The organism is Auraticoccus monumenti, assembly GCF_900101785.1.
Classification (GTDB): Bacteria; Actinomycetota; Actinomycetes; order Propionibacteriales; family Propionibacteriaceae; genus Auraticoccus; species Auraticoccus monumenti.
Map to the genome: position 1 here is coordinate 3,275,061 of NZ_LT629688.1, position 18,062 is coordinate 3,293,122.

Here is an 18,062-nt window from a genome sequence, read left to right on the forward strand (position 1 = left end):
TTCTGGATGTGGTCGTGCGGGGCCGAGCTGGCCGGTCACGCGGCACGGGTGTCGAGCTGCTGCCGGCGGCCGCTCCTGGCGGCCTCCTCCACCGTGGCGACCAGTCGGCTGTTGTGCAGGGCGTGCGCGAACCCGGGCGTCTGGTGGGCGCCGCTGGCGATGTCGCGGGCGAGACTGGCGTAGACCTCCCCCACGTTGATCGAGGCACCCGTCCAGAACTCCGCAGCGGCCGGGCCGGTGCCGGTGGCCACGGGCGCGTCGGGGGCGGTGAAGTCCACGCTGGCGGAGAGCTCGAGGTCACCCACCTGGACCCCGGCGGGGTGGTTCCCGGTGATCTTCAGCCAGCCGGTCGATCCGCGGACCTCGAGGGTGAACTGCGGGTCGACGACGCCGGCCAGGACCTGGATCGACACCGGGGCGCCCGAGGTCGTCCCGGTGATCAGGTCGATGTGGTCGGGGATCTCGCGGGCGGACGTCTCGCCCGTGTCGGTCAGGGCGATCTCGGGCCAGAGCAGCTCGGTCCGCGCGTCCACCTCGGTGATGTCGCCCAGCACCGCCTCCACGACGTCCAGGACGTGCGCGGTGGTTATCGTCAGGAAGGTCGCACCCGGCGCCTCCTTGTTGAAGTAGTCGTAGGCGCTGACCGACTCCGGACCGTAGGCGACCGTCGTCGCGGCGACGCGTGCCGACAGCGGACGGCCGATCGCTCCCGCGGCCACCAGCTCGGCGGCGCGGCGCACCGCCGGGTTGAGCCGTCCCTGGAGGCCGATGGCCGTGTGCAGGGAGCCTGCGGCAGCGGCCATCTCCTCGGTCTGGGCCACGTTCGACCCCAGCGGGGACTCGGAGTAGACGGCCTTGCCCGCGGCGAGGGCGGCCAGCACCAGGTCGCGGTGCGCCGGCACCTTCACGGCGACGGTCACGAGGTCGATGTCGGGGTCGCTGATCAGCGCGTAGGGGTCCGCGAACCACCGGTTGGCGCCGAAGGTCTCGGCGGCCTTGCGGGCGCTCTCCTCACGACGGGTGGCCACCGCCTCGAGGACGTACTGCGGCTGGGCCGCGAGGGCGGGGATGTGCGAGGCACCCGCCCAGCTCGCGCTCGTGTCGGCGCCGATGATGCCGACGCGGATGGGACGTGCGGTCATGTTCACACTGCTCTCGTCAGGTTGGGTACGGGTTTCGTGCGGGTTCGGGGTGGCGCCCTCCGGCGCGCGTGCTGGCTCCGGTCAGCGGTCGATGGCGGCCATGTCGGGAGCCGCGTGCCGCTCCCCGGCGGGGCTGGGCAGCGCGTCGAGCCGGGCGAGCTGGGCGGGGCTGAGCTCGACGTCGGCCGCGGCGACGTTCTCCTCCAGCCGGTTCACGCGCGTCGTCCCGGGGATGGGGACGATGCCCGTCCCCTGGCCCAGCAACCACGCGAGCGCGACCTGGGCCGGGGTGGCGCCGACCTCGGCCGCGACGGCGTGGACCTCGTCCACGATGTGCAGGTTGCGCTCCAGGTTCCCCCCGGTGAACCGGGGGTTGGTGCGGCGCCAGTCGGAGGCGTCCAGGCCGTCCAGGGACCGGATGCTCCCGGTGAGGAACCCGTGCCCGAGCGGGGCGTACGGCACGAGGCCGACGCCCAGCTCACGCAGCACCGGCAGGACGTCGGTCTCCGGGTCGCGGCTCCAGAGCGAGTACTCGGTCTGCACGGCGGCGACCGGGTGCACGAGGTGTGCGCGCCGGATCGTCTCCGCGCCGGCCTCGGACAGGCCGATGTGACGCACCTTGCCCTCGTGGACGAGATCAGCCAGTGCGCCGACCGTGTCCTCGACAGGGGTGCTCGGGTCGACGCGGTGCTGGAGATACAGGTCGATCACGTCGGTGCCGAGCCGGCGCAGCGACCCCTCGACGGCCAGGCGGATGTTCGCCGGCGTGCTGTCCAACCCCGGTCGGCCGGTGTGGGAGACCATCCCGAACTTCGTGGCCAGCACCACCCCGTCCCGACGGCCCCGCAGCGCCTTGCCAAGGAGCTCCTCGTTCACGTACGGCCCGTACACCTCCGCGGTGTCCAGGAGCGTGACCCCGAGGTCCAGCGCACGGTGGATGGTCCGGATCGACTCGGTCTCGGAGCGACCCGCTCCTGTGTAGAACCCGGACATGCCCATGACGCCCAGCCCGATCTGCGAGACCTCGAGCCCGCCCAACGTCGTCGTCCTCATCGTCCTCTTCCCTTCGTCTGAGTGGTGGTGCCGCACCGCCCCCTGTGCGGCTCGTCCGGGTCCGTCGTGCGTGAACACCTCCGGCCGGACGACTTCTCTACCGGTCGGTACGTAATGTACCAGGCGCCTGCCCGCCCCGTGCAGGGCGAGATCCGCGACGACCGTGCCGGTCCGCTCCATCACGTGCGCTGGACGCCGTCGACCACCGGTGCCTGCTCGGCGGCTCGGCGCTCGTCCCGGCGGAGGAGGACCACGACCACGACGACCGCGGCGACGCCGAGGAACGGAGCCGTCAGCCCGGCGTAGGGCACGTCGGAGGAGAAGGTGGAGAAGTCCCACAACCCGTGCAGGACCATCGCCGGCACCAGCGACCCGCTGCAGCGCCGCGCGAGGTAGTACACCGAGCCCAGACCGAACTGGATGACCACCTGCAGGATCGCCAGCGAGCCGATCCCGAAGAAGACGTTGGGCAGGTGCAGCAGGGAGAACAGGAGGGTGGAGAGGAACCAGACACCGGTCTCGCCGAAACGGCTGCGCAGCGCGACGAGGAGCTGGCCCCGCGCGACCACCTCCTCGTTGAAGCCGACGAGGAGGCTCCCGACCACCAGGAACAACCACATCGTCGGGGTCACCCGTGAGTGGTCCCCGAAGACCATGTTGAGGATCGCGACGACCGCCATCAGCACAGGGAGCACCCAGGCCGACCTCGGCAGTCGTGACCGGTCCCTGAGCGAAGGACGCCACCACCCCAGCACGCTGACGACGACCAGGATGACGACGAGCCCGCCGGCCAGCGGCGACACGTACCACCTCAGCAGCGTGTCCTCGCTCTCCCCGACGCGGGCGTAGTCGATCCCGTTGACGATCCAGATCGCGTAGAACACCGCGAGGTAGCCCAGGAAGGCCAGGACACCCAGGCGGACCCGTGGGCGGACGCGCAGGGCCGGTGAACCGGTGGAGTCGCTCATACCGGTACTCAAGACGGTGTTCTCGGCACACGGTCAACTGCGCAGCGGGACGCGACCCGCGCAGAGGAGTGACTGGGTGGGCCAGCCGGGTCGCACCAGCCGGACCGCCCGGTCGGGACGCGTGGGGCCACAGGTGTCGACCGGCGCCACCGCCGCCACCCGTGGCCCGGGACGGACCAGGCTCAGGCGGATCCGCCGACGGCCGGGTCGGGAGGACCGACAACGGGCCCCAGGTAGAACCTGGCCCAGTCGATCTGGCCGTCCCGGGTGGTCATGATGACCGGGCCGCACAGGGTGGCGGGCGCTCCGTCGGGACCGGTGCCGACCATCTGCCACTCCGACCAGGTCTCGGGGCCGGAGGCGGCCCGCCGGAGCACCGTCGCCTCGAGGTCGGGCATGCGGGCGAAGATCGCCGTCCAGTTCTGGGCGACGTGGTCCGAGCCCACGAAGCCCTCGGCCGGGCGCTGGGGCACCTCGCTCCGGTAGTCCGACGTGAAGCAGGCCGCGACCGCTTCCGGGTCGTGGGAGCTGATGGCGTCTCGCAGGCGGTCGATCGGGTCGGGCACGGTCATGAGGGTCTCCTTCTCCCGGCGCCGGTGCGTCCGGGTGGTGGTGTGCCCGACAACGTGGCGTGTGTTCCCGGGACCGGGTCAAGCCCGGGGCGCAGGTGCGGCTGCGAGTCGCGCACTTGCATACCGATCGGAACGGAAGAGTAGGCTAACGTGATGGTCACCAGCGAGCGAGGCCGCATCGGTCGACCCAGGGAGTTCGACGTCGACGAGGCGCTCGACGACGCCATGCAGGTGTTCTGGGAGAAGGGCTACGAGGGCGCCAGCCTCGCCGAGCTCACCGCCGCGATGGGCATCACGAAGCCCAGCATGTACGCCGCCTTCGGCAACAAGGAACAGCTCTTCCGGCGAGCGGTCGAGCGGTACACCGCAGGCCCTGCGTCCTACGGCTACCGGGCGCTGGAGGAACCCACGGCCCAGGAGGTCACCCACGCCCTCCTGCACGGAGCTGCTCGTGCCACCACGCTGACCGAGCGGCCCTCGGGGTGCATGGGTGTGCAGAGCGCCCTGGTCACGGGCGACGCCGGGTCACCGGCTCGCAGCATGCTGGTCGACTGGCGCAACGACGTCCTGACCAGGCTGCGGGAGCGCTTCCGTCGCGCGGCCGCCGAGGGTGACCTCCCGCCGACCCTGGACCCCGACCGGTTCGCCACCTACGTCATGACGGTGGCCTACGGCATCGCCGTGCAGGCCGCGACCGGCCTCAGCGGCGAGGACCTGCACGGCGTGGCGGACAGCGTCGTCGCCGCCGTCGCCTGGGCCGACGACGACACCTGACGCAGCACCTCGACGACGAGATGTGGACCAAGGCCGAAGGTGGAGGAACTCGACGTCGCGTCGACGCCGGCCGAGATCGAGGATCAGCGCGGAGGAGCCGGCGGCTGTTCGGCCGCTGTGCCTCGTCCCGGCGCCGGGGAGCCCGGGACGCGGCCAGCCGCACCGACGCCTGGCCGGGTGCGGTTGGTGAGGGCGAAGACCACCGCGGCCACGACGGCGACCAACCAGCCCTCGGTGACACCCCAGTGGGCTCCGCTGCTGAAGGACCCGGTCAGCTGCTGCACCACCAGCTCCGGCGGGACGCTGCGGTTGAGCTGCAGCAGGAACGCGAGTCCGCTCACCGCGCCTGACAGGCAGCCTCCGAGGACGGTCCCGAGCCACGCCGACAGCGCCACGGCGGCCGCGCCGCGCTCCCGGCTGGCCGACCTGGCACCGAGCCAGGTGACCAGGGCCACGACGGCCGCCACCAGAAGCAGTCCGAGGAGGAAGGTGAGGACGGACACGGCCCCGCGGGCCCGGAGGTAGGGGAAGACGACCGGAGCCTGGAGGAAGACCGCGCGCGACGCGTGAGCCACGTTCGCCAGCGTCAGGAGGTGCACGGCGAGGCTGGCCAGACAAGCCCCCAGCGCGGCGAGCCCCGACGCGACGAGCACAGCGGGACGGGTTCTCGGCGCCGGCATGCGCGTCACCGTACCGACCCGTCGTGTCACCGCCGCCCGCGGCGCAGGTCCTGTCCCGGGGCATCGGTCAGGCCGCAGCACTCACCCTGCACTGCCCAGCGGATGAGTCAGATGGAGGTCAGCGCAGGTGGGACGTGTCGTTGAAGGAGCGCAGCACCGCCTCCTCGCCTGTGTAGCTGATCCGGGTGAGAGCGGCCGGGGAGAGCTCCATGGCGAAGAAGGACGTCGCTGGTGCGTCGAGCGCGTGGGCCACGAAGGCCTTCACCGGCGTGACGTGGGTGACGGCGAGGACCGTGGCGCCGGGGTGGGCCCTGCTCAGGTTCCTGGCCACGTCGCCGACGCGGTGCAGCAGCTCGGTGAAGCTCTCGCGGCTGCCGGTGGGGGCGACGTCCGCCGACCTCTTCCAGGCGGCCAGGTCGTCGGGGTGCCGTTGTCGCACCTCGGCGAACGTGTGGCCCTCCCACTCCCCGAAGTCCATCTCCCGCAGGTCCTCGAGCACCTCGACCGTCACCCCGAGGGCCGCGGCGACGACGTCGGCGGTCTCGCGGCATCGCCGGAGCGGTGAGGTGAGGACGACGGTCGGACCGGCCAGACGGACCACTGCCGAACGAGCGGCCTGCTGGGCCTGCCGGAGACCGACCTCGGACAGGCCCGGGTCGCTGCTGCCGGTGCCGGAGAAGCGGCGCTCCGGGGTGAGCGGGGTCTCACCGTGGCGGAGCAGCAGCAGGTCCGTGGTGGGGTCCTGCTGGTGTGCCGACGACCAGCTCGCGGGCCGCATCATGCTCACGGTGCGGTGCCCTCGGGCCGGCCGAGGAGATCGACAGCTGCGGCAGCGGTGCTGGCGGTGTCGACGGGGAGACCACCGACGCGCTCCGGGGAGACCAGGGACACCTGGAGGACGTGGTGATGACCGTCGAGAGCGAGGAGGTGCCGGCTCAACGCGCCGGACCGGTCGCCGGTGGAGCGCTGAGGACTGGGACGTCGCGCAGGGTGACGGCGGTGACCACGGCGGCGGTCGCGGCCTCGTGTCCCTTGTCCTGGGAGGAGCCGTCGAGGCCGGCCCGGTCGAGGGCCTGCTGCTCGTCGTCGCAGGTGAGGAGGCCGAAGCCCACCGGCACGCCGGTGCGGACGGCCACCTCGGTGAGGCCGCTGGTCGCGGCCTGGCAGACGTAGTCGAAGTGGGGGGTGCCGCCCCGGATGACGACGCCGAGGGCGACGACGGCGTCGTGGTGGGGGGCGAGGCGCGCGGCGGCCACGGTCAGCTCGAAGCTGCCGGGAACCTCCACGAAGCGCACGTCGGTGACTCCGGCCTCGGTGAGACCGCGACGGGCGCCGGCGATGAGCCCGTCCATGACGGTGCGGTGCCACGAGGCGGCGACCAGCGCCACGCTGAGCCCCCGGCCGTCGACGGTGAGGGTGGGTGATCCGTCCTTCATCGTGCTCCTCCTGAGGTGGTGCTGATCGGTGCTGGCCCTGCCGGCTGGGGACCGTGCAGGTGGTGCGCTGTGTCGAGGACGCTCGCCCCGAGGTGGTGACCCATGCGGTCGCGCTTGGTGCGCAGGTACCGGGTGTTGGCCGACGTGGGCTGGGTCAGCAGCGGCTCGACCGAGCTGATCTCGAGGCCGTGGCGGCGCAGGTCCTCCGCCTTGAGGGGGTTGTTGGTCAGCAACCGCACCGACGACGCCTGCAGGTCGGTGAGGATGGCGGCGCCGGCGCCGTACTCCCGGGCGTCGACGGGCAGGCCCAGCGCGGTCTGGGCGTCCACGGTGTCCAGGCCCTGGTCCTGGACGGCGTAGGCGCGCAGCTTGTCGAGCAGTCCGACCCCACGGCCCTCCTGGCCGCGCAGGTACACCACCGCTCCCCCCTCTGCGGCGACGCGGGCGAGCGCGGCAGACAGCTGTGAGCCGCAGTCACAGCGCTGCGACCCCAGGACGTCACCGGTGAGGCACTCCGAGTGCAGCCGCACCAGCGGCTGGTCGGGCACGCCCCTCGGGCTGATCATGGCCAGGTGGTCGACCCCGGTGAGCAGGTCGCGGTAACCGACGACGGTGAAGACGCCGTGCTCGGTGGGGATCGTGGTCTCGGTCACCCGGCGCACCCGGTCGTGCACCGCCCGCCACCGGATCAGCTGCTCGATCGAGAGCACCGGCAGGTCGTGCTCGGCGGCGAGGCGGAGGAGCGCGGGTGAGCGCAGCATCGTCCCGTCGTCGTCGACCAGCTCGGCGATCGCCGCCACCGGCTGCAGACCGGCGAGCCGGCACAGGTCCACCGCCGCCTCCGTGTGGCCCGGCCGTTCCAGCACCCCTCCGGGCCGGGCCCGCAGCGGCACCACGTGTCCGGGACGGGTGAGGTCCTCAGCCGTCGTGGCCGCGCCGGCCAGGGTGCGGATGGTGTGAGCGCGGTCAGCGGCGCTGATGCCGGTGCCGACACCGATCCGGGCGTCCACGGTCACGGTGTAGGCGGTGCGCCGCGGGTCGGCGTTCTCGACGACCATCGGCGGCAGCCGCAGCGCGTCGGCCCGCTCGGCCGGCATCGGGGCGCAGACGTAGCCCGAGGAGTGCCGGATCGTCCAGGCCATCCACTCAGCGCTCACCGTCTCCCCGGCCAGCACCACGTCACCCTCGTCCTCCCGGTCCGCAGGGTCGGTGACCAGCACCGGTCGGCCCTCCCGCAGCGCGGCCAGGGCCTCCTCGACGGTCCAGGCCCGTGCCGGTGCTCCTGTGGGCGTCGGGGAGCTCACCGGAGCACCCCGGTCGTCGCCGCGGCACCGGGCAGCTGGAGCAGCCGCTCGACGTACTTGGCGATGACGTCGACCTCGAGGTTCACGGGGTCACCTGCCTGCTTGGTGCCCAGGGTGGTGAGGGCCAGCGTGGTGGGGATCAGGGAGACCTCGAAGAAGTCCTCCCCCACCGCCGACACCGTCAGGGAGACCCCGTCGACCGTGATGGACCCCTTCTCCACCACGTAGCGGGCCAGACCGGCGGGCAGCCCCATCCGGACCACCTCCCACCGGTCCCCCGGCGTGCGGGAGACGAGGGAGGCGGTGCCGTCGACGTGGCCTTGGACGATGTGGCCGCCGAAGCGGTCGGTGGCCGCCATCGCCCGCTCCAGGTTGACCGGGTGCCCGACGGCCAGGGCGCCCAGGCTGCTGCGGTGCAGGGTCTCAGCCATCACGTCGAAGACGACGACGTCCTGGTCCACCGCGGTCACGGTGAGGCAGACCCCGTTGACCGCGATCGAGGCGCCGTGGACGGCGTCGGTGCTGACCTCCTCCCCGCGGACCCTGAGGACGGCCGAGTCGCCCTGGTGCTGCAGGTCCACGACCTGGCCGAGCTCTTCCACGATTCCGGTGAACATGTTCAGGACCTTCCGTCGGTGAGAGGGGTGGCCCGGACCCGCAGGTCCCGGCCGATGGTGGTGACCTCGTCCAGACGCAGCTGCAGCGCCTGTCCGAGGGTGGGGATGCCGAGGTCGGCGACGGCTGCGGAGCCGGCGCCCAGCAGGGTGGGGGCGAGGTAGGCCACGACCTCGTCGACGAGGCGCTCGGTCAGGAAGGCGGCAGCGACGGTGGGCCCGCCCTCGAGCCAGACCTGTCGGACACCGCGGTCGAGCAGCTCCTGCAGCACCGCTGCGGGCTCGTGGGTGCGGGCTCGCCAGGTCTCGGCCGTGTCGTCCAGGACCCGGGACCGGGCCGGGAGATCACGCCGTCCCATCACCACCCGCAGCGGCTGCCGGCTGAGGGGGGTGCCGTCGGGGTGGCGGACGGTCAGCCGGGGGTCGTCGGCCAGGGCGGTGCCCGTCCCGACCAGGACCGCGCCGGCCTCGCCACGCAGCCGGTGAACGTCGGCCCGGGCGTCGGGTCCGGTGATCCACCGGCTGCTGCCGTCAGCCGCAGCCGAGCGCCCGTCCAGGGTCGCGGCGAACTTCCACACCACCCGGGGCCGGCCGGCCGCGACCGCGAAGGACCAGGCCTGGTTGAGCGCTGCCGCCTCCTCACCCAGCGGACCCTGCTCGACCCTCATGCCGGCTTCCCGCAGCGTCGCGGCACCGCCTGCTGCCGTCGGGTTCGGATCGGCCTGTGCGTAGACCACCCGGGCCACGCCGGCCCCCGACAGCGCGGCGGAGCACGGCCCGGTGCGACCCGTGTGGTCGCAGGGTTCCAACGTCACCACGGCCGTCCCGCCGCGGGCAGCCGCTCCGGCCTCGGCCAGGGCGACCACCTCCGCGTGCGGCGTCCCAGCGCCCCGGTGGTGCCCGCGACCCACCACCCGCCCGTCGACGTCGACGACGACCGCACCCACCCGCGGGTTCGGGTCGACGACCGGTCCGAGCCGGGCCAGGTCGAGGGCATGACGCATCAGCACCTCGACGGCTGCCGCGTCGATCATCAGTGGGTTCCCCTCGTGCTCGGTCCAGGTGGACGAGCTCCGGGGACGACAGGTCAGCCCAGTGTCGTCAGCCCGCACAGAGGTGCGTCGGACGACCTGGACCAGCACGCAGGACACACCGGGCTCCGCAGGGCCCGCTGGAGCGGGACCCTGGCGGTCCGGTCAGACCTGCGCACGTGCTACCTCCCATCCGGACTTTCACCGTCGGTCCTGGAGTTCCACCAGGTCAACCGGCTGCTGGCTGCAGACGGGTCGCGGACTTTCACCGCCGGTTCGGAGTTGCACCGACCCCGGAGCACGTGACCACCAGTCTGCCACCCGCCACCAATGCCCCGCCCGGCAGCGCGTCGCAACCTGCCAGGTCGCGGAAGGGTGCGTTCACGCAGCCCCCAGCACGGTGGAACCGGGTGCGCACCGAGGAGCACCCACCGGACAGATGTACGGTTCGACCTCACCTGGCGTTCGGAGCGCCTTGGTGTGGCGCGACATCGTCCGGCCCGTGCACCGGTCCTCCCCCGGCGTCCGTCTCTGGCGCTGGTCGCCCGCGCCGCAGGCTAGGGTCCTGAGGTGACCCCGCCCCTGAACCTGCACGAGCAGCTGGCGGAGGCGGCGCGCGACCTCGAGGCGGAACCGGACACCCAGCACACCCTGGAGCGCTCGGTCGCGCTCGCCCTCGAGCTGGTTCCGCACGCCGATCAGGCCGGGATCTCCATCGTGCACCGCAAGGGCCGCATCGAGACCCCCGCCGCCTCCACCGACGCCGTGCTGCGAGCCGACGAGCTCCAATACCAGCTCGCCGAGGGACCGAGTCTGGACGCGATCTGGACCCAGGACATCGTGACCTCCGAGGACCTCCGTCAGGACCCCCGGTGGCCGCAGTGGGCACCGCAGGTGTCGTCACACCTGAACCTCGTGAGCATGCTGTGCGTGCAGCTGTTCACCAGCACGACCGTCGTCGGGGGCATCAACCTCTACTCGACCAGGAGCCACGCCTTCGACCGCGACGACCTGGACATCGCCGGCTACCTCGCTGCGCACGTCGCCGTGGCAGTGGCCGAGTCCCAGACCGAGGACCAGCTCCGGCTGGCGGCGGTCAACCGGACGGCCATCGGCCAGGCCCAGGGCATCGTGATGGAACGGTTCTCCGTCGACGCCAACCGGGCGTTCGACCTGCTGCGCCGGGTCTCCCAGAGCAGCAACACCCGGCTGCTCCTCGTCGCGACCGACATCGTCAGCACCCGTCGAGTACCCGGCGTCTGAGGTCCTGGGTACCGGTGTGGTGCGTGCGCGGGTGCGCTGCCACCCCGGCGCCCACGCCACCCCGGACCTACTCGTTGCGTTCGGAGACCCGTTCGGTGTCCTTCCCGCCGACCTCCTCGGGCAGCTCGGGGACGACCACGAGGACGAGGTCCTGCAGCCGCCAGTCCAGGTCGACGCAGCGCTGCTGGGCCCGCTCGAGCTGGCGGGTGGTGACCCGGTCGCCGGTGGGGACGACGAAGGCCTCCACGTGGGTGACGTGACCCATGTCGCGGACCCGGGTGCCGGCGTGCTCGACCCAGTCCAGCCCGTCGAGGTATCGCTCGACGGCCTCGCCGAGCGGGTCGGGCTCCTCGTCGTCGAAGGTCGTGGCCCGGGCGTCCATCAGGTCGCTGACGGCGCCCCGGACGTTGCGGTAGCCGTCGTGGAGGATGCTGACGGAGATGAACAGCGCGGCCACCGCGTCGGCCCACCACAGCCCCGCCCCGATCCCGGCCACGCCGAGGATCGTGCCCAGCCCGGTCATCCAGTCCGCCTTGTTCATGTCGGCGTCGGCGTAGAGGACCTTGGAGTGCAGCTGGCGTCCCAGTGCCAGCTTCGCCCGGCCCAGGAACACCATGGGGACCGACGTCACCACCATCGTGGCGATCATCAGCCAGCCGAGCCACACCTGCTGGCCCAGCACCACCACGGTGCCGATCGGTGGGTGCTCACCAGCCAGCAGACCGCTACCGGAGTCCACCACCAGGAACGCCCCCACCCCCAGCAGCGCCACCCCCGCCACCAGGTGGGCCACCGCGGAGGCCCGGTGGAAGCCGTAGGGGAAGGCCCGGTCCGGCGTCCGGTTGACCAGCCGGACCGCGACCAGGAAGGCGATCGGGGGGGCCAGGGACAGCACGTCCTCGGCCCAGGCGGCCTTCATGGCCTGCGAGTTCCCCAGCACGGCCAGGACCAGGCTCGCCGTCACCACCAGGACCCCCAGCGTCAGCCGCTCCAGGCGCTTGGCCCGGCGCAGGAGCGGCTCGTGGTCCTCGGGGAGCTCGGTGCGGCCGAAGCGGGTCACCGTCCCGTCTCCTGGTGCAGGAACGTCTCCAGCTCGACCAGGAACGCGTTCTCCCCCAGCCGGGTGAGCAGCACCAGCTCGTGCTCCTCCCCGGCCTCCTCGAAGGTGCCGTAGGGCCGGGTGGTCGCCGCCTCCTCGGTCCACGGCGTCGTCGACGTCAGGCCGCCGACCACCACGTCGAGCTCGCCGCGCTCCAGCTGGCGCACCAGCGTGCTCTCACCACCGACCTCCCACACCACCCGGGCCCCCTGGGCGTCGGCGAAGCCACGGACCAGATCGGCCTCGCTGCCGGTGGGTTCGGCCGGGTCCTCGGCCACCACGAACGGCGGGTTGACCACCGCGCCCACCCGCAGCTCACCGCCCTGGACCCGCTCGAGGGTGTCCTCGGGGTCGGCGGGGAACCGGGCGCCGCACCCGGTGAGCACCAGGACGGCCAGGACGGCCAGCATCCGCGTCACCTTGGTCATACCCTCGGTCCTCCCAGATCCCGCACCGGTAGTCAAGACGGCTCGGCGAGCAGCGCGGTGGGCCACCACTCGTCGGTGTGAGGATCGGCTGTCGCGCCGGTGGGGCGGTGGGCGCCCTCCGCGGACGCGGTCGGCAGCATCCTCCTCGGCGACGACGCCGACCGCGGCCAGGTGCTGGCGACCCGTCGTGGGCCGCGGCCGAGCTGCATCGACGTCTCCGCGGGGATGGTCACGGTGCAGCTCGGACCCGGCACCGTCGAGGACGCCTGCGGCCGGCTCCGAACCCTGCTCCGCGGTACCCAGTGGGCAGATCCAGCGGGTCCCCCGCCCAGGCCCACGACCCTGTGTGTGGGGCGGTACGCCGCGACGGGGACCGTCCCTGGGCGGGCGAGACGGCCTCCGCCTCCGCCGGCGGCTACTGGGACGCCGGTCTACCTGCCTGCTCGACGAGCTCCGCGGCCACAGCCACGAGCTTGATGTTGCCCTGCTGGGAGACGCGCGCCAGGAACTCGAAGGCCCTCTCGGCACTGAGCTGGTAGCGCTCCATCACGATCCCGGTGGCCTGGCCGATCAGCTGGCGGGTCTGCACCGCCTCGGTCAGCTGGCTCTCCCGCATCCGACGACCCAGCAGCTGACTCGCCTGAGCGCCGAAGAGCACCGCCACCTGCACCGAGGCGTCGGTGAAGGCACCAGCCTCCTCGCCGTACAGGTTGAGGCCCCCGATGCTGTCGTCCTCGTCGAAGAGGTCCAGACCCATCTGGGATCGGACGCCGAGCTGGACCGCCCGAGGGCCGAAAGCCGGCCACCGGTCGTCATGGCCCAGGTCGTTGGCGATCCGGCGCTCACGGCCCCTGATCGAGTCCACGCACGGGCCCTCCATCAGCTCGTACTGGACGGCGTCCAGCTGCCGCACCAGGTCACCAGAGGCCGCCACGGTCTCGATCCGTCCGCCTCGACGGGTGACGGAGACGCTGACGTGGTCAGCACCCGGGATCGTCTCCTGGGCCGTCTGGGCCAGCAGCCCGAGCGCTTCCTCCATCGAGGTCCGGGCACTGGTGCGCCGAGCCACCGACTCCAACACCTCAGCCAGCTCCTGTACCTGCATCGTGACCTCCGGTCCGGTCCGCGCGACCGACGTGGTCACCGCACCCGTTGACGATATCTGTGGTGGGTCCGCACCGAGGAGGAGGGCCCGCCGTGCTCGAGACCCTGCAGCCGCACGTCCCACCGAGGAGTGCCGGCACCGCCAGACCGGTGACGTCCGGGACCGACCGTCCCGTGCAGGAGGGCCTCACCGGGCCCGGGTCGGATGGTGGGCGGCCTGGCGGCGCTGCAGCCACGCACTGGCCGGGGCCGTGGAGACGCCGTGCACCAGCACGGACAGCGTGACCGCGAGCGTGGTCCAGGCGAAGATCTCGCCGTGGCCGGTGAGTCGCTCGGCCAGCGTCGCGTAGAACAGCGCCGAGACCCCGACGGGTCCGAACCAGCTGAGGAAGGCGGTCTCGGAGCGGTCGTGCACCGGACGCAGCAGCGGACGCAGCAGCCAGAGCGTGACCAGGCGCCGCAGCAGCACCGCCGCCAGCAGCGCCGGCGGCATCACCCAGCCCAGCTCGAGCCAGCGACCGACCGGCAGCGCGAGGCCGAGCAGCACGAAGACCGGCAGCAGGAAGAACCGGTTCACCGCGTCCTCGACCTTGTCCTCCTGCGCCTCGTCGCGTTGCGGGATCACCTGGCCGAACACCGCCGCCGCGACGAACACCGCCAGCACCGCGTCGGTGCCCGCGAGCTTGGCGGCGCCCAGCACGAACAGCGCCAGCGGCAGCAGGAAGCCCAGGTAGGAGCTCTCCTCCATCAGCCCCTTGTGCTCCGCCAGCGCGAACAGCCGCCCCAGCAGGTAGCCGGCCACCGCCCCCAGCAGAGCCGCCCCCAGCACCTCGCGCAGCAGCACGGTGGTCACCAGGTCGTGCCAGGCGGTGTCGGGGCGGGTGAGCAGCAGCACCGGGAGCAGCACGAACAGGTAGCCCAGACCGTCGTTGATGCCGCTCTCGGCCGACAGGTCGTGACGGACGCGCTCGGGGACCCGCTCCTCGGCCAGGGACCCCGTCACGACAGGCGTCGTCACCACCGGGTCGGTCGGGGTGATGATGGCTCCCAGCAGCAGCGCCACCAGGAACGGCACACCGAGCAGGGCCCACAGCACACCGGTGGCCACGGCCAGCATGGTCACCATGCCCACGCCGATGATCAGGCCCAGCCAACGGGTGCTGGAGCGCCAGTACCCGTGCGGCAGCCGCATCGCCACCCCTGCCAGCCCGACCGCCAGGGTCACCCTGCTGGCCTGCTCGAGCAGGGTGCCGGCGGGCACACCGAGGTCCTCGACGCGGATCAGGTCCAGCGCGTACGGGCCGATCAGCGCACCTGCGGCCAGCGCCAGCAGTGGTCCGGGGAGGCTGACCCGTTGCAGCAGCCGTGAGAAGAGCGAGAGGACGAGCGTCGTCCCGGCGAAGAGGGTGAGCACCAGGTTGATGGTCAAGGTCGTCGCCTCCCGGGGTCCGTGCGGCAGCCGTCGAGGTGCTGTACCCACCCGGGCGCCGCCCTCCCCCGGGTCCGTGGTGCGGGTGGGGTTGGATCGAGGACGACCGACGAAGGAGGGTGCTGTGGACGTGCTGCTGACCGTGCTGGGCCTGCTGGTGGTGCTGGTGGGCCTCCGTGACATCTACCACGGCCTGCTGCACCCGAGCGGCAAGGGGGCGTTGGCCCGCGGCCTGATCTCAGGGGTGTGGTGGGTCTCCAAGCGCCTGGGGCACCGGCTCGGCTCCGCCGTCGGACCCGCCGCGATGGTCGCCGTCGTGGTGCTCTGGATCGCCCTGCAGGCCCTGGGGTGGGCGCTGGTCTACCTCCCGCACGTCCCGGAGGGCTTCGTCTACTCCACCGGCTTCGACCCGGCTCGCCAGCCCGCGTTCTTCGACGCCGTCTACGTGTCGCTGGTCGCCCTGGCCACCCTCGGCTTCGGTGACGTCGTGGCGACCGCGCCGTGGCCCAGGATGGCCGCGCCGCTGCAGGCGCTGACGGGTTTCGCGCTCCTGACCGCGGCCCTGACGTGGTTCACCCAGGTGTACCCGCCGCTGGCCCGCCGGCGTGCCCTGGCGCTGCGGCTCAAGGGGCTGGCCGACACCGGCTACGTCGCGGGGCTGGGTGCCTACGAACCCGCCCTCGTCGGCCAGCTGGTGGACTCGCTGACCGACGAGGTGCTCAGGGCACGGGTCGACCTCACCCAGCACAGCGAGAGCTACTACTTCCAGGAGCAGGACCCCGATCTGTCGCTGGCCTCCCAGCTGCCCGAGGCGGTGGCGCTGCAGGAGGTCGCCGCGACGTCGCCCTCGCCGGCGCTACGAGCCGGCGCGGCGCGGCTGGGAGCGGCGCTGGAGCAGCTGGCGGGCACGCTGCGCGCGGACTTCGTGCGCGCCCCCGAAGGGGTCGAGGCCACCTTCGCCGCCTACGCGAGCGACCACGCGCGGGATCCCCGTCGGGTGCGGTGACGCGCCGCCCGCCCGCACCAGGTCCGGTCCTCCACCGGCACCTCGCGGGTGTGTCCAGGATCAGCCGGACTCCCCCGCCGCCGGGCGCGCCTGCTGCACCTCGTCGAAGTGGCGCCGCAGCCACTCCTCGGTCTGGGCCACGTGGTCCGAGGCCGCGACCGTCGCCGCCGCCGGGTCGCGCCGCGCCACGGCCCGGGCGATGGCCCGGTGCCCGGCGTCGCTGACCCGCTTGACGTCCGGGCCGACCGGCAGGTTGAAGAGCTGGTAGCTGCGCGAGCGGGAGCGGAGCACCCGCAGGAACTCCTCCAGCGCCGGGTTGCCGCAGCAGGCGGCGATCGCGCTGTGGAACTCGTGGTCCAGGCGGCTGATCTCGCCGGGTTCGTCGGTGGCCTCCATCGCCACCAGCAGCTCCTCCATCACCTCGACCAGGCCCTCGGGGTGGCGGGCGGCGGCCTGCCCGGCGGCGTGACCCTCCATCAGCCGGCGCAGCTCGTACAGCCCCAGCAGGCTGCTCAGCGGGAGCAGCTCCACGGTCAGGGAGAGGCTGGACATGATGTCCTCGGCCCGGAGCTGGGACACGATGGCGCCCGACCCGGGACGGTTCTCCAGCACGCCGAGGGCGACCAGCATGCGGATGGCTTCACGCAGCGAGCCGCGCGACACCCCCAGCTCGGCACTGAGCTCGGCCTCGGTGGGCAGCCGCTGCCCCGGCTGGAGCCGACCGGCGGCGATCTCGGCGCGGATGCGGTGGAACGTGGCGTCGACGGCGGACACGGCCACCTCCTCTCGGTCCCATCATCCCAGCCCGGGGTCCACCGGCGTCCAGACCGCTCCCCGCGATGATTGTCCGACAAGACGTCACGATCGTGTGACGAAACGGCTCTGCAGGCTTTACTTCGACGGGATTGTCGAACAATCTGTCGGCGTGACCTTGGGTACCACCTCACCTCCCGCCCCGCTCTCGCCCGGCGGCGACGCCGCGGCGCTGTTCGCGCTCGACCCCGACGTGCTGCACCTCAACCACGGCTCCTTCGGCGCGGTCCCCCGCGCGGCACTGGCCGAGCAGGCCCGGCTCAAGGACCTGATGGAGGCCTCGCCGGTGCTGTGGTTCGGCGAGCTGCCCGAACGCCTGCTGCTGGCCCGGACCGCCGTCGCCGACTTCCTCGGGGTGCCCGCCTCCCGCACCGCCCTGGTGCCGAACGCCAGCGCCGGGATCACCGTGGTGCTCAACTCCCTGGTGCTGCCCGACGGCGCCGAGGTCGTCCTCACCGATCACGGCTACGGAGCGGTCACCATGGCCGTCGAGCGGGCGGTGGCCCGGGTCGGCGGCCGGGTGGTCCGGGTGGCCGTCCCCCTCACGGCGGACGCCGAGGAGACCACCGCCCTGGTGCTGGCGGCCTTCACCGAGCGGACGGCGGTCGTCGTGCTGGACGCGATCACCTCCCCCACCGCCCGCCGGATGCCGGTCGAGGCGCTCAGCGCCGCCGCGGCCGAGCGCGGTGTGGTCAGCGTGGTGGACGCCGCCCACGCCCCCGGGGCGCTGGCCTCGCCCGTGGAGGCCTGCGACTACTGGGTCGGCAACCTGCACAAGTACGCCTGCGGCCCACGGGGTACCGCCGCCCTGGTCGTGCGCGAGGGCCTGGGCGAGGAGCTGTTCCCGCTGATCGACTCCTGGGGTGCGCGCGAGTCCTTCCCGCTGCGCTTCGACTACCAGGGCACCCTCGACGCCACCGCCTGGCTGGCCACCCCGGTCGCCGTCCGCACCATCGAGGAGGCCTTCGGCTGGGACGCCGTCCGTGCCTACAGCGCCGAGCTGCTCGACTGGGCCGGCGTCGTGGTGGCGGAGCGGGTCGCCGAGCTCAGCGGCTGGGAGCGGCGGGCCGAGGTGGGCATGGCCGTCCCCACCATGCGGCTGGTCGAGCTTCCTCCCAGCCTGACCGTCGACCGGGAGACCTCCGACGCCCTGCGCGACGTGATGGCCCGCGAGCACCGCACCGAGCTGGCCATCACCAGCTTCGAGGGGCGCCCCTACCTGCGGCTCTCCGCCCACGCCTACACCACCCCCGAGGACGTCCTGCGGTTCGTCGACGCACCGCTGGCCGCCCTGCTGGGGACGTCGCGATGACGTCCCCCCGTACCACCCCGGCCGGTCCCGGCCC

The 18,062-nt window shown here is 72.7% G+C and carries 19 protein-coding genes and 1 riboswitch; of the genes, 4 read left to right on the forward strand and 15 right to left on the reverse strand.

Going from position 1 to position 18,062, the window contains the following annotated elements; translation table 11 throughout:
• Nucleotides 1-35 precede the first annotated feature (35 nt).
• From BLT52_RS15165 to BLT52_RS15180, 4 genes are all read right to left on the reverse strand, one after another.
• The gene (locus BLT52_RS15165) at nucleotides 36-1,142 is read right to left on the reverse strand and encodes a Gfo/Idh/MocA family protein (protein ID WP_090596866.1); all 1,107 of its coding nucleotides are present in this window, start codon (nucleotides 1,140-1,142) and stop codon (nucleotides 36-38) included.
• 81 nt (nucleotides 1,143-1,223) lie between these two features.
• Nucleotides 1,224-2,195, reverse strand: a complete 972-nt coding sequence (locus tag BLT52_RS15170; protein ID WP_090594728.1) for an aldo/keto reductase — start codon at nucleotides 2,193-2,195, stop codon at nucleotides 1,224-1,226.
• A 179-nt stretch (nucleotides 2,196-2,374) separates the two neighbouring features.
• Nucleotides 2,375-3,163 (reverse strand): CPBP family intramembrane glutamic endopeptidase, encoded by a 789-nt coding sequence (locus BLT52_RS15175; protein ID WP_090594730.1) that lies wholly within the window; start codon nucleotides 3,161-3,163, stop codon nucleotides 2,375-2,377.
• Nucleotides 3,164-3,345: 182 nt separating this feature from the next.
• Nucleotides 3,346-3,735, reverse strand: a complete 390-nt coding sequence (locus tag BLT52_RS15180) for a nuclear transport factor 2 family protein (protein ID WP_090594732.1) — start codon at nucleotides 3,733-3,735, stop codon at nucleotides 3,346-3,348.
• 153 nt (nucleotides 3,736-3,888) lie between these two features.
• Between BLT52_RS15180 and BLT52_RS15185 the strand changes: the two genes are divergently transcribed.
• Entirely contained in the window at nucleotides 3,889-4,509 is a 621-nt protein-coding gene (locus BLT52_RS15185) for a TetR/AcrR family transcriptional regulator (RefSeq protein ID WP_090594733.1), read from the forward strand.
• Nucleotides 4,510-4,592: 83 nt separating this feature from the next.
• Here the strand turns inward: BLT52_RS15185 and BLT52_RS15190 are convergent, their stop codons facing one another.
• The 6 genes from BLT52_RS15190 to ribD all read right to left on the reverse strand — a co-directional run bounded on the left by BLT52_RS15190 (nucleotide 4,593) and on the right by ribD (nucleotide 9,577).
• On the reverse strand, nucleotides 4,593-5,189 hold the full coding sequence (locus BLT52_RS15190) for a hypothetical protein (protein ID WP_157677162.1): 597 nt from the start codon (nucleotides 5,187-5,189) through the stop codon (nucleotides 4,593-4,595).
• Nucleotides 5,190-5,307: 118 nt separating this feature from the next.
• Nucleotides 5,308-5,970 (reverse strand): histidine phosphatase family protein, encoded by a 663-nt coding sequence (locus tag BLT52_RS15195; protein ID WP_090594737.1) that lies wholly within the window; start codon nucleotides 5,968-5,970, stop codon nucleotides 5,308-5,310.
• A gap of 154 nt (nucleotides 5,971-6,124) precedes the next feature.
• Nucleotides 6,125-6,625 carry a 6,7-dimethyl-8-ribityllumazine synthase gene (gene ribH / locus BLT52_RS15200; protein WP_090594738.1) on the reverse strand — a complete coding sequence of 167 codons (501 nt, stop codon included), beginning with the start codon at nucleotides 6,623-6,625 and terminating at the stop codon, nucleotides 6,125-6,127.
• The gene (gene ribB, locus BLT52_RS15205) at nucleotides 6,622-7,929 is read right to left on the reverse strand and encodes a 3,4-dihydroxy-2-butanone-4-phosphate synthase (RefSeq protein ID WP_090594740.1); all 1,308 of its coding nucleotides are present in this window, start codon (nucleotides 7,927-7,929) and stop codon (nucleotides 6,622-6,624) included. Before ribB ends, ribH begins: the two co-directional genes overlap by 4 nt.
• Nucleotides 7,926-8,546 (reverse strand): riboflavin synthase, encoded by a 621-nt coding sequence (locus BLT52_RS15210; RefSeq protein ID WP_090594741.1) that lies wholly within the window; start codon nucleotides 8,544-8,546, stop codon nucleotides 7,926-7,928. Before BLT52_RS15210 ends, ribB begins: the two co-directional genes overlap by 4 nt.
• A 2-nt stretch (nucleotides 8,547-8,548) precedes the next feature.
• Nucleotides 8,549-9,577 carry a bifunctional diaminohydroxyphosphoribosylaminopyrimidine deaminase/5-amino-6-(5-phosphoribosylamino)uracil reductase RibD gene (gene ribD / locus BLT52_RS15215; RefSeq protein WP_090596868.1) on the reverse strand — a complete coding sequence of 343 codons (1,029 nt, stop codon included), beginning with the start codon at nucleotides 9,575-9,577 and terminating at the stop codon, nucleotides 8,549-8,551.
• Between the two features lie 172 nt (nucleotides 9,578-9,749).
• A riboswitch (FMN riboswitch) is annotated at nucleotides 9,750-9,880 on the reverse strand.
• 264 nt (nucleotides 9,881-10,144) lie between these two features.
• Between ribD and BLT52_RS15220 the strand changes: the two genes are divergently transcribed.
• Nucleotides 10,145-10,837 carry a GAF and ANTAR domain-containing protein gene (locus BLT52_RS15220; RefSeq protein ID WP_090594743.1) on the forward strand — a complete coding sequence of 231 codons (693 nt, stop codon included), beginning with the start codon at nucleotides 10,145-10,147 and terminating at the stop codon, nucleotides 10,835-10,837.
• A 67-nt stretch (nucleotides 10,838-10,904) separates the two neighbouring features.
• Here BLT52_RS15220 and BLT52_RS15225 read toward each other — a convergent pair whose 3' ends face one another.
• The 4 genes from BLT52_RS15225 to BLT52_RS15240 all read right to left on the reverse strand — a co-directional run bounded on the left by BLT52_RS15225 (nucleotide 10,905) and on the right by BLT52_RS15240 (nucleotide 14,897).
• The gene (locus BLT52_RS15225) at nucleotides 10,905-11,897 is read right to left on the reverse strand and encodes a cation diffusion facilitator family transporter (RefSeq protein WP_090594744.1); all 993 of its coding nucleotides are present in this window, start codon (nucleotides 11,895-11,897) and stop codon (nucleotides 10,905-10,907) included.
• Nucleotides 11,894-12,364 carry a transporter substrate-binding domain-containing protein gene (locus tag BLT52_RS15230; protein ID WP_090594746.1) on the reverse strand — a complete coding sequence of 157 codons (471 nt, stop codon included), beginning with the start codon at nucleotides 12,362-12,364 and terminating at the stop codon, nucleotides 11,894-11,896. The genes BLT52_RS15225 and BLT52_RS15230 overlap by 4 nt, the downstream gene beginning before the upstream one ends.
• Nucleotides 12,365-12,779: 415 nt before the next feature.
• Nucleotides 12,780-13,469, reverse strand: coding sequence for a GAF and ANTAR domain-containing protein (locus BLT52_RS15235; protein WP_157677164.1), 690 nt, complete (start codon nucleotides 13,467-13,469; stop codon nucleotides 12,780-12,782).
• Nucleotides 13,470-13,655: 186 nt separating this feature from the next.
• On the reverse strand, nucleotides 13,656-14,897 hold the full coding sequence (locus tag BLT52_RS15240) for a cation:proton antiporter domain-containing protein (RefSeq protein ID WP_090594749.1): 1,242 nt from the start codon (nucleotides 14,895-14,897) through the stop codon (nucleotides 13,656-13,658).
• Between the two features lie 124 nt (nucleotides 14,898-15,021).
• On the opposite strand from BLT52_RS15240, the gene BLT52_RS15245 reads away from it, so the two are divergent.
• Complete coding sequence (locus BLT52_RS15245) at nucleotides 15,022-15,903, forward strand: potassium channel family protein (RefSeq protein ID WP_090594750.1); 882 nt, start codon at nucleotides 15,022-15,024, stop codon at nucleotides 15,901-15,903.
• A gap of 60 nt (nucleotides 15,904-15,963) precedes the next feature.
• On the opposite strand, the gene BLT52_RS15250 is transcribed toward BLT52_RS15245, so the two are convergent.
• Nucleotides 15,964-16,677 (reverse strand): FadR/GntR family transcriptional regulator, encoded by a 714-nt coding sequence (locus BLT52_RS15250; protein ID WP_090594752.1) that lies wholly within the window; start codon nucleotides 16,675-16,677, stop codon nucleotides 15,964-15,966.
• 151 nt (nucleotides 16,678-16,828) lie between these two features.
• On the opposite strand from BLT52_RS15250, the gene BLT52_RS15255 reads away from it, so the two are divergent.
• A complete protein-coding gene (locus BLT52_RS15255) occupies nucleotides 16,829-18,028 on the forward strand; it encodes an aminotransferase class V-fold PLP-dependent enzyme (RefSeq protein WP_197679066.1) in 1,200 nt (399 codons plus the stop codon).
• Nucleotides 18,029-18,062: the final 34 nt, after the last annotated feature.

Bases quoted from the DNA above. Each gene is read 5' to 3' on its own strand.
- BLT52_RS15165 (WP_090596866.1), bottom strand. From the start codon at position 1,142: ATGACCGCACGTCCCATCCGCGTCGGCATCATCGGCGCCGACACGAGC.
- BLT52_RS15170 (WP_090594728.1), bottom strand. From the start codon at position 2,195: ATGAGGACGACGACGTTGGGCGGGCTCGAGGTCTCGCAGATCGGGCTG.
- BLT52_RS15175 (WP_090594730.1), bottom strand. From the start codon at position 3,163: ATGAGCGACTCCACCGGTTCACCGGCCCTGCGCGTCCGCCCACGGGTC.
- BLT52_RS15180 (WP_090594732.1), bottom strand. From the start codon at position 3,735: ATGACCGTGCCCGACCCGATCGACCGCCTGCGAGACGCCATCAGCTCC.
- BLT52_RS15185 (WP_090594733.1), top strand. From the start codon at position 3,889: ATGGTCACCAGCGAGCGAGGCCGCATCGGTCGACCCAGGGAGTTCGAC.
- BLT52_RS15190 (WP_157677162.1), bottom strand. From the start codon at position 5,189: ATGCCGGCGCCGAGAACCCGTCCCGCTGTGCTCGTCGCGTCGGGGCTC.
- BLT52_RS15195 (WP_090594737.1), bottom strand. From the start codon at position 5,970: ATGATGCGGCCCGCGAGCTGGTCGTCGGCACACCAGCAGGACCCCACC.
- ribH (WP_090594738.1), bottom strand. From the start codon at position 6,625: ATGAAGGACGGATCACCCACCCTCACCGTCGACGGCCGGGGGCTCAGC.
- BLT52_RS15210 (WP_090594741.1), bottom strand. From the start codon at position 8,546: ATGTTCACCGGAATCGTGGAAGAGCTCGGCCAGGTCGTGGACCTGCAG.
- ribD (WP_090596868.1), bottom strand. From the start codon at position 9,577: ATGATCGACGCGGCAGCCGTCGAGGTGCTGATGCGTCATGCCCTCGAC.
- BLT52_RS15230 (WP_090594746.1), bottom strand. From the start codon at position 12,364: ATGACCAAGGTGACGCGGATGCTGGCCGTCCTGGCCGTCCTGGTGCTC.
- BLT52_RS15235 (WP_157677164.1), bottom strand. From the start codon at position 13,469: ATGCAGGTACAGGAGCTGGCTGAGGTGTTGGAGTCGGTGGCTCGGCGC.